At 73.3% G+C, this 13,234-nt stretch carries 14 protein-coding genes; 9 read left to right on the top strand and 5 right to left on the bottom strand.

Features of this window, described 5'->3' with window-relative positions; all coding sequences use genetic code 11:
• Nucleotides 1-26: 26 nt before the first annotated feature.
• Genes bioD through bioB form a run of 3 tightly spaced genes read right to left on the bottom strand, consistent with a single transcriptional unit; the run spans nucleotide 27 to nucleotide 3,325 of the window.
• Complete coding sequence (bioD, locus tag BX286_RS06945) at nucleotides 27-746, bottom strand: dethiobiotin synthase (RefSeq protein WP_079424708.1); 720 nt, start codon at nucleotides 744-746, stop codon at nucleotides 27-29.
• Between the two features lies 1 nt (nucleotide 747).
• Complete coding sequence (locus BX286_RS06940) at nucleotides 748-2,082, bottom strand: adenosylmethionine--8-amino-7-oxononanoate transaminase (protein WP_079424706.1); 1,335 nt, start codon at nucleotides 2,080-2,082, stop codon at nucleotides 748-750.
• On the bottom strand, nucleotides 2,075-3,325 hold the full coding sequence (gene bioB, locus BX286_RS06935) for a biotin synthase BioB (protein WP_079424704.1): 1,251 nt from the start codon (nucleotides 3,323-3,325) through the stop codon (nucleotides 2,075-2,077). Before bioB ends, BX286_RS06940 begins: the two co-directional genes overlap by 8 nt.
• A gap of 180 nt (nucleotides 3,326-3,505) precedes the next feature.
• On the opposite strand from bioB, the gene BX286_RS06930 reads away from it, so the two are divergent.
• Nucleotides 3,506-4,687, top strand: coding sequence for an 8-amino-7-oxononanoate synthase (locus tag BX286_RS06930; protein ID WP_100865162.1), 1,182 nt, complete (start codon nucleotides 3,506-3,508; stop codon nucleotides 4,685-4,687).
• A 4-nt stretch (nucleotides 4,688-4,691) separates the two neighbouring features.
• Here BX286_RS06930 and BX286_RS06925 read toward each other — a convergent pair whose 3' ends face one another.
• Entirely contained in the window at nucleotides 4,692-4,913 is a 222-nt protein-coding gene (locus BX286_RS06925) for a DUF397 domain-containing protein (protein ID WP_079424700.1), read from the bottom strand.
• Between the two features lie 13 nt (nucleotides 4,914-4,926).
• Nucleotides 4,927-5,811, bottom strand: coding sequence for a helix-turn-helix transcriptional regulator (locus tag BX286_RS06920; protein WP_079424698.1), 885 nt, complete (start codon nucleotides 5,809-5,811; stop codon nucleotides 4,927-4,929).
• A gap of 196 nt (nucleotides 5,812-6,007) precedes the next feature.
• Between BX286_RS06920 and BX286_RS06915 the strand changes: the two genes are divergently transcribed.
• The 8 genes from BX286_RS06915 (at nucleotide 6,008) to BX286_RS06880 (ending at nucleotide 13,206) form a co-directional block, all read left to right on the top strand.
• On the top strand, nucleotides 6,008-6,457 hold the full coding sequence (locus BX286_RS06915; RefSeq protein WP_079424696.1) for an ATP-binding protein: 450 nt from the start codon (nucleotides 6,008-6,010) through the stop codon (nucleotides 6,455-6,457).
• A gap of 302 nt (nucleotides 6,458-6,759) precedes the next feature.
• Nucleotides 6,760-7,062 (top strand): urease subunit gamma, encoded by a 303-nt coding sequence (locus BX286_RS06910; protein ID WP_185117386.1) that lies wholly within the window; start codon nucleotides 6,760-6,762, stop codon nucleotides 7,060-7,062.
• 14 nt (nucleotides 7,063-7,076) lie between these two features.
• Complete coding sequence (locus BX286_RS06905; RefSeq protein WP_100865164.1) at nucleotides 7,077-7,388, top strand: urease subunit beta; 312 nt, start codon at nucleotides 7,077-7,079, stop codon at nucleotides 7,386-7,388.
• Nucleotides 7,381-9,102 (top strand): urease subunit alpha, encoded by a 1,722-nt coding sequence (locus tag BX286_RS06900; RefSeq protein ID WP_079424692.1) that lies wholly within the window; start codon nucleotides 7,381-7,383, stop codon nucleotides 9,100-9,102. The genes BX286_RS06905 and BX286_RS06900 overlap by 8 nt, the downstream gene beginning before the upstream one ends.
• A gap of 48 nt (nucleotides 9,103-9,150) precedes the next feature.
• The gene (locus BX286_RS06895) at nucleotides 9,151-9,825 is read left to right on the top strand and encodes an urease accessory protein UreF (RefSeq protein WP_079424690.1); all 675 of its coding nucleotides are present in this window, start codon (nucleotides 9,151-9,153) and stop codon (nucleotides 9,823-9,825) included.
• A 46-nt stretch (nucleotides 9,826-9,871) separates the two neighbouring features.
• Complete coding sequence (gene ureG / locus BX286_RS06890) at nucleotides 9,872-10,558, top strand: urease accessory protein UreG (RefSeq protein WP_079424687.1); 687 nt, start codon at nucleotides 9,872-9,874, stop codon at nucleotides 10,556-10,558.
• Nucleotides 10,555-11,349 (top strand): urease accessory protein UreD, encoded by a 795-nt coding sequence (locus BX286_RS06885; RefSeq protein ID WP_079424686.1) that lies wholly within the window; start codon nucleotides 10,555-10,557, stop codon nucleotides 11,347-11,349. The genes ureG and BX286_RS06885 overlap by 4 nt, the downstream gene beginning before the upstream one ends.
• A gap of 174 nt (nucleotides 11,350-11,523) precedes the next feature.
• The gene (locus BX286_RS06880) at nucleotides 11,524-13,206 is read left to right on the top strand and encodes an alpha/beta hydrolase (RefSeq protein ID WP_398898268.1); all 1,683 of its coding nucleotides are present in this window, start codon (nucleotides 11,524-11,526) and stop codon (nucleotides 13,204-13,206) included.
• The last annotated feature ends 28 nt before the right edge of the window (nucleotides 13,207-13,234 follow it).

Below are 13,234 nucleotides of genomic sequence, written 5' to 3'. Positions count from 1 at the left end.
CCGCCGGGCCCCGGGGCGTCCGTCCCTCAGGCCGGCCAGGCGGCCAGGAAGGACTCCGCCGACCAGGTGCCGTGCAGGTCCGGGGCCAGCCAGCCCGGGGCGGCCTCGCGGAAGGCCGCCGGGGCCAGGGTGCCCGAGCCCTGCGGGACGGCGCCCAGCAGGGGCAGGCCGGAGACCTTCGGCAGGTCGGCCAGGTTGCAGCGGGAAGCCAGGTCGGGGGAGTCGGGCCAGCTGCCCACCACCACCCCGAGCCCGCGCAGCCCCCGTGCGCTCAGGGCCTCCGCGGTCAGGGCCGTGGAGTTGAGCGTGCCCAGCCCCGCAGGGGCCACCACCAGCACCGGTGCCTCCAGCAGCCGCGCCGCGTCGGCCAGCGTGTGGCCCTCCTCGTCGAAGCGGACCAGCAGCCCGCCCGCGCCCTCGACCAGCACCAGCTCGTGCGAACCGGCCAGCTCGGCGGCCGCCTCGGCGATCCGCGACGGAGCCAGCGTCGCCAGCCCGGAGCGCCGAGCGGCGGTGTCCGGCGCCAGCGGCTCGGGGTAGCGGACCAGTTCCCGCGCGGTCACGCCCGGCCCGGCGAGGCGTACGGCTTCGGCCGCGTCACCCGGCTCGTCCGCTCCCACACCGGTCTGCGCGGGCTTGAGCACCGCCACCGAGAGCCCGGCGGCCACCGCGGCCGCCGCGATGGCGGAGGTGACCACGGTCTTGCCGATTTCCGTGCCCGTACCGGACACGACGATCACGGACATCTCAGCCCTCCCGGGCCGCGGCGACGGCCGCACGGCAGATACGGGCGACGTCGGCGTCGCCGGTGACGAACGGGGGCATCGTGTAGATCAGGTCGCGGAACGGGCGCAGCCACACGCCCTCCCGGACCGAGGCCCGGGTGGCCGCCCAGACGTCGACCGGGTGGTCGAGCTGGATCACGCCGATCGCGCCCAGCACCCGTACGTCCTTCACCCCCGGCTGTCCCGAGGCCTGCGCCAGCCCTTCGCGCAGCCCCGCCTCGATCCGCTTGACCTCGCCCGCCCAGTCCTGGCCGAGCAGCAGGTCGACGGAGGCCAGGGCCACGGCCGTGGCGAGCGGGTTGCCCATGAAGGTCGGCCCGTGCGCGAGCACCGGCACCTCGCCCTGCGAGATGCCGTCGGCGACCTTCCCGGTGCACAGGGTGGCGGCGAGCGTGAGGTAGCCGCCGGTCAGGGACTTGCCGAGGCACATCACGTCCGGGGTGATCCCCGCATGGTCCGCCGCGAACAGCGCGCCGGTACGGCCGAAGCCCGTCGCGATCTCGTCCAGGACCAGCAGCACCCCGAACTCGTCGCACAGTTCCCGCAGCACCCGCAGGTAGCCCGGGTTGTGGAAGCGCATGCCGCCCGCGCCCTGCACCACCGGCTCGACGACCACCGCGGCCAGCTCGTCGGCGTGCGCGGCGACCAGCGAGCGCAGGTGGTCCGTGTACGCGGGGTCCACGGGGGAGTCGAAGTCCCCGGGCGGCGCGTCCGCGAAGACCTGCCGGGGCAGGTGGCCCTGCCACAGCTCGTGCATGCCGCCCTCGGGATCGCAGACGGACATCGGCTGCCAGGTGTCGCCGTGGTAGCCGCCGCGCCAGGTCAGCAGCCGGGTCTTGCCCGTCCGGCCCAGCGAACGCCAGTACTGCAGGCACATCTTGACGGCGACCTCGACGGACACCGACCCGGAGTCGGCGAGGAAGACGTGTTCCAGCCCGGGCGGGGTGATCTCCACCAGCCGGTCGGCCAGCCGGACGGCGGGCTCGTGGGTGAGCCCGCCGAACATCACGTGCGACATCCGGCCCAGCTGGGCGGTGGCCGCCTCGTTGAGCACCGGGTGGTTGTAGCCGTGGATGGCCGACCACCACGAGGACATCCCGTCGACCAGCTCCTCCCGCCCCTGCGCCGGGGCGGCGAGCCGCAGCCGGACCCCCGAGGCGGAGGAGACCACGAGGTTCTCCTGCCGCCCGGGCATCGGGCCGTACGGGTGCCAGACGTGCTGTCGGTCCAGGGCCAGCAGGCCGGCCGTGGACGAGGCGGGGTCGAGCGGGTCGTGGAGGGGGTACGGGTCACGCATTGGGGGCGAGATCCGTCCCCGCTCCGCGGCGGCGCACCGCCACCAGGTCCGGACGCACCTCGCCCGGCTCGGCCTGGGCCGGAGCGGCCTCCCGGGCGGGGGCCTCCTCCGCGTGCCCGGCGCAGCCGCCGCAGGCCGAACCGCAGCCGGGGGCCTCGGCGTCCGCCGCCGGCCCGCAGCCGGCGCCCGCGGACGAGCCGCACACCCCGCCCGCGTGCGCCGCGGCCGATGCAGCGTCCGCGCGGTGCGCGGGCAGGGTGGTGGTGCCGGCGCCCTCCACCTCGAAGCCGGCGTCCGCGATCATGTCGAGGTCGGCCTGGCCGGCCTGGCCCTCACTGGTGAGGTAGTCGCCGAGGAAGATCGAGTTGGCCACGTGCAGCGCGAGCGGCTGCATCGAGCGCAGGTGCACCTCGCGGCCGCCGGCGATGCGGACCTCCACGTCGGGGCAGACGAACCGGACCATCGACAGGATCCGCAGGCAGCGCTGCGGGGTGAGGTTCCACTCCTTGGCCAGCGGGGTGCCCTCGAAGGGGATCAGGAAGTTGACCGGCACGGAGTCGGAGTCCAGCTCGCGCAGCGAGAAGACGACGTCGACGAGGTCCTCGTCGCTCTCGCCCATGCCGGCGATCAGGCCGGAGCAGGCCGACAGGCCCGCCGCGTGCGCCTTCTGCACGGTGTCGACGCGGTCCGCGTAGGTGTGCGTCTTGGTGATCTGCCCGTACGTGGCCTCGGAGGTGTTGAGGTTGTGGTTGTAGGCATCCGCACCCGCGTCGCGCAGCTTCTCGGCCTGGCCGTCGGAGAGCAGGCCCAGACAGGCGCACACTTCCACGCCCTCGTTCTGCTCCTTGATCGCGGCGATCGTCTCGCCGACGCGGGCCACGTCGCGGTCCGTCGGACCGCGGCCGCTGGCCACGAGACAGACCCGCTTGGCACCGCCGGCGACGCCGGCCGCCGCGGCCTGCGAGGCCTCGTCCGGCTTCAGCCACGTGTACTTGAGGATCTCGGCCTTCGACCCCAGGCGCTGGGAGCAGTACGAGCAGTCCTCGGGGCAGAGCCCCGACTTCAGGTTGACCAGGTAGTTCAGCTTGACGCGACGCCCGAACCACTGGCGGCGCACCTTGCCGGCAGCGGCCACCACGTCGAGCAGTTCGTCGTCGGAGGTCGCCAGCACGGCGAGCGCCTCTTCGCGGGTCGGCAGCTCGCGCCGCAGCCCCTTGTCCACCAGGGTGTTCAGCAGGTCCATGCGCCCGATCCTGTCCCACGCGACCACTCCCGGCCAAGGAGAGATCGGACAACATGGCCGGAAGGGAGTGTGTGGATCGCCACACAGGCCCCTCGGGTCACGTCCGGATAGGGTCGAGCAGATCTGTCGACTGCCGACAAAACGCGAGACACATCGCGAGACGCGACGCGAGGACCGCCGATGACCCAGCCCAGCCCGCAGCCCGAGGACGTCTTCGCCTGGATCGACGGCGCGGAGCGGCGGCGCGAGGAGGCGGGACTGGTACGGACCCTGCGCCCGCGCCCGGCCGACTCCCCCCTCCTGGACCTCGCGAGCAACGACTACCTCGGGCTCTCCCGCCACCCCGAGACCGTCCGCGGCGCCTGTGCGGCGGCCGAGCGCTGGGGCGCGGGGGCCACCGGATCGCGGCTGGTCACGGGGACGACCGAGCTGCACACCACCCTGGAACGGGAATTGGCCGCTTTCGCCGGTTTCGAGGCGGCTCTGGTGCTTTCGTCCGGATACGCCGCGAACCTCGCCGCGGTGACCGCGCTGAGCGGCCGGGGCACGCTGGTCGTCTCCGACGCCGGGAACCACGCCTCCATCGTCGACGGCTGCCGGCTCTCGCGCGCGGAGGTCGAGGTGACCCCGCACGGCGACGTGGAGCAGGTCCGCAAGGCCCTCGCCGGGCACGCGGGCCGCGCCCTGCTGGTGACCGACTCGGTGTTCTCGGTCGACGGGGACGCCGCCCCGCTCGCCGCCTACGCCGCCGCCTGCCGGGAAGCGGGCGCGGCCCTGGTCGTGGACGACGCGCACGGGCTCGGGGTGCTGGGCGAGGGGGGCCGGGGCGCCCTGCACGCCGCCGGGCTCGCGGGCGCGCCGGGGGTGGTCGCGACGATGACCCTCTCGAAGTCGCTGGGCAGTCAGGGCGGAGCCGTCCTGGGGCCGGCCAAGGTGATCCGGCACCTGGTCAACACCGCCCGCGCGTTCATCTTCGACACCGGGCTCGCCCCGGCCGCCGCGGGCGCGGCGCTGGCGAGCCTGCGCCTGCTCGCAAGGGAGCCGCAGCGCGCGGCCCGGGTCCGGGAGGTGGCCGCCGAGCTGTACGGGCGGCTCACCGCGTCCGGCCTGACCGCGGCCAGGCCGGACGCGGCCGTGGTGTCGGTACGGGCCCCGTCGGCCGCGGCAGCACTGCGCTGGGCCGCCGACTGCCGCGAGGAGGGACTGTCCGTGGGGTGCTTCCGCCCGCCGTCGGTGCCGGACGGCATCTCCCGGCTGCGGCTGACGGCTCGGGCCGACCTCACGGGGGACGAGATCGGACGGGCCGTCGGCACGGTCCTGCGGACCGCTCCGGCCGGGGCCACGGAACCGTTTCAGCGGTAGGACGTCATACGGGCACGTCCATCCGTACGGAGGCGAGGAAGCCGTCCCAGGCCGGCCCGGTGAAGAGCACGGCCGGGCCGTCCGCCCGCTTGGAGTCGCGGACGGCCAGCAGGCCGCCGTCGAGGGCGGCCGCTTCCACGCAGTTGTTCATTCCGGTGCTGCGGCTGCTCCGCCGCCACCGCGCGCTGTACAGAAGTCCGCCGGTGGATAAGGGGGTTGCGGACACGGGGGGTGCCTCCTTACGCGTCCTCAGCGAGTGAGCTGATGAGGTCCGTCGAGTCACGGGGCGGGAGGGCGTGCGCCTGGATGGTGCGGAACGCGGCGCTGTACGCCTCAAGGTCTTCCTTCCGCTCCAGATAGAGGCTACTCGTCAAATGGTCGAGCACCACTACATCCAGATCGGCGATGTTCGGAAATGAGAAAATGACGAACGGTCCGGTCAGGCCGAGATGGCCCCCCACCGTGAACGGCAGTACCTGGAGGTGCACTTGGGGCAGCCGTGCGACCTCCACCAGGTGCCGCAGCTGCTTCCGCATCACCCCCGGCCCGCCGATCTGCCGCCGCAGCACCGCCTCGTCCAGGACGGCGCTCAGCTCCAGCGGGGGATCCGCCCGGAGCACCGCCTGCCGGGCCAGCCGTACGTCGACCAGAGCGTCCACCTTCGGCTCCGGCAGCCCGCCGAGCGCGGCCCGGGTCACGGCCCGGGCGTAGTCCGCGGTCTGCAACAGGCCGGGCACCACCGAGAGTTCCACCGTCCGGGCCGAGCGGGCCCCCGCCTCCAGGCTGATGAAGTCCCGGTACTCCTGCGGCAGCAGGCCCCGGTAGTCGTGCCACCACTGGGGCCCGCGCGCCTCCTCGCCCCCCGCCGCGGGTCCGGCCGCCGACGCGCCCAGGGCCTCCAGGAGGGCGCGTTGCTGGGGACTCACCACGTCCCCGTAGGCGTCGAGCAGCAGCCTGATGTCCTGTGTCTTCACGCCACTGCGGCCCGTCTCGATCCGGCTGACCTTCGACTGGTGCCAGCCCACGATGCGGGCCACCTCACCGCTCGTGAGCCCGGTCCGGTCGCGCAGCGCGCGCAGTTCCTCGCCAAGCTTGCGCCGGCGCACCGCGGGACCGTGCTGCATACCCGCTCTCCTTCCACCGGCATGGACCGCACCAGTCTGCCGTCCAAATACGCTCTTCCGTAGCAGAGTTCACCGCATTGAGCGACAGATATATGCATATCTTGGGGTACGGCGGCAACGGCGGCAGGATGAATGGCACTCTGGCGCTGAGCGCAGATCCGGGACGGCTCCGTCCCGGTGGGAAAGGGACGTCGCCATGGCAGATCAGCTGGAAGCATCCGTCACCCTGCCGAGCGACCCGGTCTCGGTTGCCGCCGCCCGCCGCTACGCCGCGCAGGTACTGAGCGACTGGGGACTTCCCGAGGACGCCGACACCGCCGACACCGTACGGCTGGTCGTCTCGGAGCTCGCGACCAACTCCGTGCAGCACACCTTCGGGCAGTCGCCGACCTTCACCGTCGACCTGCGCCTGGAGCGCGAGGAGTGGCTGCGCGTCGGCGTGACCGACAGCCACCCGCGCTGGCCCAGGCGGCTGCCCGCCGCCGTCCAGCAGGACAACGGCCGGGGCATGGTCATCATCCGCTGGCTGGCGGCGGAAGCGGGCGGCCGGCTGTCGGTCAGCCCCACCGAGGACGGCGGCAAGACCGTGTGGCTCGCCCTGCCCTGGCCCGCCGGCGCCCCCGCCGGGACCGTTAGCGGCCGCTGAACCGGCGCAACCGGCGATCGTATGACGAAACCGGCGCCGCGCCCCCCGACGGGATGAACCGGGTGCCTTCCGGAAACGTGGGTTAACCCGGCGGAAAAGTGCCGCCCCTAGGGTGTGCCCCGCGGCCCTTCGCCAATGGCCACCCATGGGCCGGTAAAGCGTCGGTGATCGGGACGGAAAGCCTCGCTCTGCGTTGGGCAAGACATGCTTGGCATGGATATGCGCAGGTCAACAAAGTGTTGACGACCGGTACGGTTCGCCACGGCGCGATGAGATCTTGTCCCGGAAGCTTGGTGATACAGGTGCAGTTGACACCACACGAACAAGAGAGACTGCTGATCCACGTCGCCGCCGACGTGGCCGAGAAGCGCAGGGCGCGCGGGGTCCTCCTCAACCACCCCGAGGCCATCGCCCTGATCACCTCCCACCTCCTCGAGGGTGCCCGCGACGGCCGGACCGTCGCCGAGCTCATGGACTCCGGCCGCAAGGTGCTCACCCGCGCCGAGGTCATGGAGGGGATCCCCGAGATGATCCACGACGTCCAGGTCGAGGCGACCTTCCCCGACGGCACCAAGCTCGTCACCGTCCACGACCCGATCGTCTGAAGAGGACAACCCCGATGATCCCCGGCGAAATCGCCTTCGGGGACGGTCCGGTGCGCCTCAACGAAGGCCGCCCCGTCACCCGCCTCACCGTGCTCAACGCCGCCGACCGGCCCGTCCAGGTCGGCTCGCACTACCACTTCGCCGAAGCCAACCCCGGCCTCGACTTCGACCGGCAGGCCGCGCGCGGCCTGCGCCTGAACATCGCCGCCGGCACCGCCGTCCGCTTCGAGCCGGGCATCCCGGTCGCCGTGGAACTCGTACCGCTCGGCGGACTGCGCACCGTTCCCGGGCTGCGCGGGGAGACCGGAGGACCCCTCGATGGCTGAGATCTCGCGCCAGGCGTACGCCGACCTCTTCGGCCCCACCCGGGGCGACCGGATCCGGCTCGCCGACACCGACCTCTTCGTCGAGATCGAGCAGGACCTCAGCGGAGGTCCCGGCCGCTCCGGGGACGAGGCCGTGTTCGGCGGCGGCAAGGTCATCCGGGAGTCCATGGGGCAGGCCCGCACCACCCGCGCCGAAGGCTCCCCCGACACGGTGATCACCGGCGTGGTCGTCCTCGACCACTGGGGCATCGTCAAGGCCGACGTGGGCATCCGCGACGGCCGCATCTGCGGCATCGGCAAGGCCGGGAACCCCGACACCATGGACGGGGTGGACCCCGCCCTCGTCATCGGGCCCGAGACCGAGATCATCGCCGGCAACGGCAAGATCGTCACCGCCGGCGCCATCGACACCCACATCCACTTCATCTCGCCGACCGTCGTCGACGAGGCCCTCGCCTCCGGCATCACCACCCTCGTCGGCGGCGGCACCGGCCCCGCCGAGGGCTCCAAGGCCACCACCGTCACCCCCGGCCCCTGGCACCTGGCCCGGATGTTCGCGGCGCTGGAGCACTACCCCGTCAACATCGGCCTGCTCGGCAAAGGCAACACCATGTCCCGCGAGGGCATGTACTCCCAGCTGCGCGGCGGCGCCCTCGGATTCAAGATCCACGAGGACTGGGGGGCCACCCCCGCCGTCATCGACGCCTGCCTGACCGTCGCCGACGAGACCGGCACCCAGGTCGCCATCCACACCGACACCCTCAACGAGGCCGGCTTCGTGGGCGACACCCTCGCCGCCATCGCAGGGCGGACCATCCACTCGTACCACACCGAGGGCGCGGGCGGCGGGCACGCCCCCGACATCATCACCGTGGTCTCCGAGCCAAACATCCTGCCCAGCTCCACCAACCCCACGCGGCCGCACACCGTCAACACCGTCGAGGAACACCTCGACATGCTGATGGTCTGCCACCACCTCAACCCGGCCGTCCCCGAGGACCTCGCCTTCGCCGAGTCCCGGATCCGGCCCTCCACCATCGCCGCCGAGGACGTCCTCCACGACCTCGGGGCCATCTCCATCATCTCCTCCGACTCCCAGGCCATGGGCCGGGTCGGCGAGGTCGTGCTGCGCACCTGGCAGACCGCCCACGTGATGAAGAAGCGGCGCGGCTTCCTGCCCGGCGACGGCCCGGCCGACAACCACCGCGCCCGCCGCTACGTCGCCAAGTACACGATCAACCCCGCCGTGGCCCAGGGCCTCGCCCGCGAGATCGGCTCGGTCGAGGTGGGCAAGCTCGCCGACCTGGTCCTGTGGAACCCGGCCTTCTTCGGCGTCAAGCCCGAGGTCGTCGTCAAGGGCGGCCAGATCGCGTACGCGCAGATGGGCGACGCCAACGCCTCCATCCCCACCCCCCAGCCGGTCCTGCCCCGCCCCATGTACGGCGCCATCGGCCGCGCACCCGGCCTGAACTCGCTCAACTTCACCTCGCAGGCCGCCCTCGACGACCACCTGCCCGAACGGCTCGGCCTCGCCAAGCAGTTCACCGCCATCGAGAGCACCCGCAAGACGAGCAAGACGGACATGCGCAACAACGACGCCATGCCGAGGGTCGAGGTCGACGCCGACACCTTCACCGTCAGCATCGACGGCGAGGTCGTGGAACCGGCCCCCGCCGCGGAGCTGCCCATGGCACAGCGCTACTTCCTCTTCTGACGAAGGACCGCCCCCGATGACGCACCGCACGACGACCGGTCCCGCCCGATGAGCCTCGCCGCGCTGCTCGTCCTCGCGGACGGCCGCTTCCCCGCCGGAGGGCACGCCCACTCCGGCGGGGCCGAGGCCGCCTGCAAGGCGGGCCGGATCCACGACGCCGCCACCCTGGCCCAGTTCTGCCGGGGCCGGCTGCACACCGCCGGACTCACCGCCGCCGCCCTCGCCGCGGCGGCCGCCCTCGGCCTCGACCCGGCGGAGCTCGACGCCGCCGCCGACGCCCGCACCCCCTCGCCCGCGCTGCGCGCCGCGGCCCGCAGGCTCGGCCGGCAGCTGCTGCGGGCCGCCCGCGCCACCTGGCCCGCCGCCGAACTCGACGCGCTGGCCGCCGCCTTCCCGCGCGGGGCGCACCAGCCCGTGGTCCTCGGCGTCACCGCCCGGGCCGCCGGGCTCGGCGCCCTGGACGCCGCGCACGTGGCGGCGTACGAGAGCGTCAGCGGGCCGGCCACCGCCACCGTACGGCTGCTGGGCCTCGACCCCTTCGAGGCGAGCGCCGTCCTGGCCGGCCTGGCCCCCGAGCTCGACGCCGTCGCCGCCCGCGCCGCCGAGGCCGCGCTGCTCGCGCGCGACCAGGGCACGGACGCGCTGCCCGCGGCCTCGTCCCCGCTGCTGGAGATCGCGGCGGAGGCCCATGCCGACTGGGCGGTACGCCTCTTCGCCTCCTGAGCGCCGGCCCGCGCCACCCACCAGACCCGTCCCAAGGAGACCTGCCGTGCACCTCGACCACGACGTGACCTATCCCCACCGGCACACCCACAGCGCCGCACCCCTGCGCGCCGACGGCGCCCGCCGCGCCCTGCGCATCGGCCTCGGCGGACCCGTCGGCTCCGGCAAGACCGCCACCGTCGCCGCCCTCTGCCGCGCCCTGCGCGCCGACCTGTCCATGGCCGTCGTCACCAACGACATCTACACCCGCGAGGACGCCGAGTTCCTGCTCCGCGAGGCGGTCCTGCCCCCCGAGCGGATCAGCGCGGTCGAGACCGGCGCCTGCCCGCACACCGCCATCCGCGACGACATCTCCGCCAACCTGGAGGCCGTGGAGGAGCTGGAGGAGACGGTCGGCCCCCTCGACCTGATCCTCGTCGAGTCCGGCGGCGACAACCTGACCGCCACCTTCTCCCGGGGCCTGGTCGACGCCCAGATCTTCGTCATCGACGTGGCCGGCGGCGACGACATCCCGCGCAAGGGCGGCCCCGGCGTCACCACCGCCGACCTGCTCGTCGTCAACAAGACCGACCTCGCCCCGTACGTCGGCTCCGACCTGGAGCGGATGGCCCGCGACGCCGCCGAGCAGCGCGGCGAACTGCCCGTCGCCTTCCAGTCCCTGCGCGGCGCCGAGGGCGTGGCCCCGGTGGCCGCCTGGGTCCGCGAACGCCTCGCCGCCTGGGCCGTACGGTGACCAGCGCACCGCCCGCCGAGGCGCCCGCCGCCTCGCCGGCCGGACTGCGGGCCACCGCCCGCATCGCCGCCACCGCCGACGGGCGCGGCGGCACCGCCCTGCCCGTCCTGGCCGGGGACGGGCCCCTCGCCCTGCGCCGGGTCCGCAGCGAGGGCCCCGAGGCGGGCGTGATGCTGGTCGGCGCGATGAGCGCCCCGCTCGGCGGCGACCACCTCACGGTGGAGGCCGGCGCGGGACCGGGCGCCCGGCTCGACCTGCGCTCGGCGGCCGCCACCCTGGCCCTGCCCGGCCGGCACGGGGAGAGCGCGCGGTACGACGTACGGCTGGACCTGGCCGAGGAGTCGGCGGTGCGCTGGCTGCCGGAACCCCTCGTCTCGGTGCGCGGCAGCGACCTGCGGGCCTCCACCCGCGCCGTACTGGCCCCCTCCGCCCGGCTGATGCTGCGCGAGGAGCAGGTGCTCGGACGCACCGGCGAGGCCCCCGGCCTGCTGCGCAGCCGCCTCACCGTCACCCGGGGCGGCCGCCCGCTGCTGGACCAGGAGCTCTGCTGCGGACCCGGCGCCCCGGGCGGCTGGGACGGCCCGGCGGGCCTCGCCGGACACCGGACGCTGGGCCAGCTCCTGGTCGTGGACCCGCGGTTCGCACAGGATCCGCCGCAGGCCGCCGTCCTCGGGGAGTTCGCGGCGGTCACCCCGCTGGCCGGGCCGGCCGTCCTGGTGACGGCCCTGGCCCCGGACGCGCTGCGGCTGCGCGAGCTGCTGGAGCAGGCGGCCCGGACGTACGGCTGGTGAGACGGACACGCCCCTCCGGATGACGGTGGGCGGATCAGGGGCGAATGGGACACCGCTCAGCGGTACACCCGTTGCCGGTTATCGGGTTGGCAAAGAACTCGACCTCGGTCTGTTGCCAGGTACCCGTCAGACGAAAGGATCCCCCTGACCCAACCCGGCCGCCTCATGCGGCACATGACCAGGGGGATCAACCACGTGATTCGCAACGCGACGCTGGGCAGCGCCGCCACTCTCATCACCGGCGCGCTGGCGGCGGGCCTGCTGCTGGCGCCGTCCGCCTCGGCGGCTCCGGCCGGCAGGGACAACGGCACCGCGGAGGCCGTCGGCGCGCAGCTCGCCGCCGCCCGCGCCGCGCGCGCCGGCATCGACTGGAAGGACTGCCCGGCGGACTGGGGCTTCGAGAAGCCGATCCAGTGCGGCTGGGTGAAGGTCCCGCTCGACTACGCGAAGCCCTTCGGCAAGACCATCGACATCGCCGTCGACCGCGCCGTCAGCACGGGTACCAAGGAGGAGCGCCAGGGCGCCCTCGTCTACAACCCGGGCGGCCCGGGCGGTTCCGGCATGCGCTTCCCGCGCCGGATCACCACCAAGAGCCCGCTGTGGGTCAACACCTCCAAGGCGTACGACTTCGTGGGCTTCGACCCCCGCGGCGTCGGCCACTCCGCGCCCATCTCCTGCATCGACCCGCAGGAGTTCGTGAAGGCCCCCAAGGCCGACCCGGTCCCGTCGGGCGAGGCCGACAAGCGCGCCCAGCGCAAGCTCGCCGCCGAGTACGCGGACGGCTGCAAGGAGCGCAGCGGCGAGATGCTGCCGCACATGACCACCACCAACACCGCGCGCGACCTGGACGTCATCCGGGCCGCCCTCGGCGAGAAGAAGATCAACTACCTCGGCGTCTCCTACGGCACCTACCTGGGCGGGGTCTACGCGACCCTGTTCCCGGGCCACGTGCGCCGCATGATCGTCGACAGCGTGGTCAACCCGGACACCGACAACATCTGGTACCAGGCCAACCTGGAGCAGGACGTCGCCTTCCAGACCCGCTGGAACGACTGGCAGGACTGGGTCGCCAAGTACGACTCCGTCTTCCACCTCGGCGACACCCGCGCCAAGGTCGAGGCCAAGTACCAGGAGCTGCGCGCCCAGGCCAAGGCGAACCCGCTCGGCGGGGTCGTCGGTCCGAACGAGCTCATCGGCTTCTTCCAGAAGGCCCCGTACTACGACTCCTCGTGGGTCCCGGTCGCGCAGGCCTTCAGCGCCTGGGCCGCCGGCGACGAGAAGCCGCTGATCGAGGCCAACGCCCCGGACATGTCCGACATCAAGGGCAACGCCGCCTCCGAGAACAGCAACGCCGTCTACACCGCGGTGGAGTGCGCCGACGCCAAGTGGCCCACCAGCTGGACCAAGTGGGACCGGGACAACACCGAGCTGAACAAGAAGTACCCGTTCCTGACCTGGTCGAACGCCTGGATGAACCTGCCCTGCGCGACCTGGAAGTCCAAGCAGAGCACCCCGATCGAGGTCGGCGCCAAGCACATCGCCCCGGTCCTGATCGTCCAGTCCGAGCGTGACGCCGCCACCCCGTACCAGGGCGGTGTCGAGCTGCACCGCCGGCTGGCCGGTTCGCGTCTGATCACCGAGCAGAACGCCGGCTCGCACGGCGTCACCAGCCTGGTGAACCCCTGCATCAACACCCGGGTGGAGTCCTACCTGCTGACCGGCAAGGTCGACGCCCAGGACGTGAAGTGCGGCCCGCACGCCACTCCGGTGCCGCCGGCCCCGGCCGCCGCGAAGTCGCTCGCCCAGGCCCCGGCCGCCGAGCTGGCCAAGCCCGAGGAGCTCCCGGCCGTCCGCTAGGACCCCGGCAGCAGAGATGAGCGGGAGG

This window comes from Streptomyces sp. 3211.6, from assembly GCF_003634815.1.
Classification (GTDB): Bacteria; Actinomycetota; Actinomycetes; order Streptomycetales; family Streptomycetaceae; genus Streptomyces; species Streptomyces katrae_A.
This window is presented reverse-complemented; position numbering and strand designations above follow the sequence as displayed.

Excerpts from the sequence above, each read along its gene's own strand:
- bioD (WP_079424708.1), bottom strand. The coding sequence starts at position 746 with ATGTCCGTGATCGTCGTGTCCGGTACGGGCACGGAAATCGGCAAGACC.
- BX286_RS06940 (WP_079424706.1), bottom strand. The coding sequence starts at position 2,082 with ATGCGTGACCCGTACCCCCTCCACGACCCGCTCGACCCCGCCTCGTCC.
- bioB (WP_079424704.1), bottom strand. The coding sequence starts at position 3,325 with ATGGACCTGCTGAACACCCTGGTGGACAAGGGGCTGCGGCGCGAGCTG.
- BX286_RS06930 (WP_100865162.1), top strand. The coding sequence starts at position 3,506 with ATGACCCAGCCCAGCCCGCAGCCCGAGGACGTCTTCGCCTGGATCGAC.
- BX286_RS06920 (WP_079424698.1), bottom strand. The coding sequence starts at position 5,811 with ATGCAGCACGGTCCCGCGGTGCGCCGGCGCAAGCTTGGCGAGGAACTG.
- BX286_RS06915 (WP_079424696.1), top strand. The coding sequence starts at position 6,008 with ATGGCAGATCAGCTGGAAGCATCCGTCACCCTGCCGAGCGACCCGGTC.
- BX286_RS06905 (WP_100865164.1), top strand. The coding sequence starts at position 7,077 with ATGATCCCCGGCGAAATCGCCTTCGGGGACGGTCCGGTGCGCCTCAAC.
- BX286_RS06900 (WP_079424692.1), top strand. The coding sequence starts at position 7,381 with ATGGCTGAGATCTCGCGCCAGGCGTACGCCGACCTCTTCGGCCCCACC.
- BX286_RS06895 (WP_079424690.1), top strand. The coding sequence starts at position 9,151 with ATGAGCCTCGCCGCGCTGCTCGTCCTCGCGGACGGCCGCTTCCCCGCC.
- BX286_RS06880 (WP_398898268.1), top strand. The coding sequence starts at position 11,524 with ATGACCAGGGGGATCAACCACGTGATTCGCAACGCGACGCTGGGCAGC.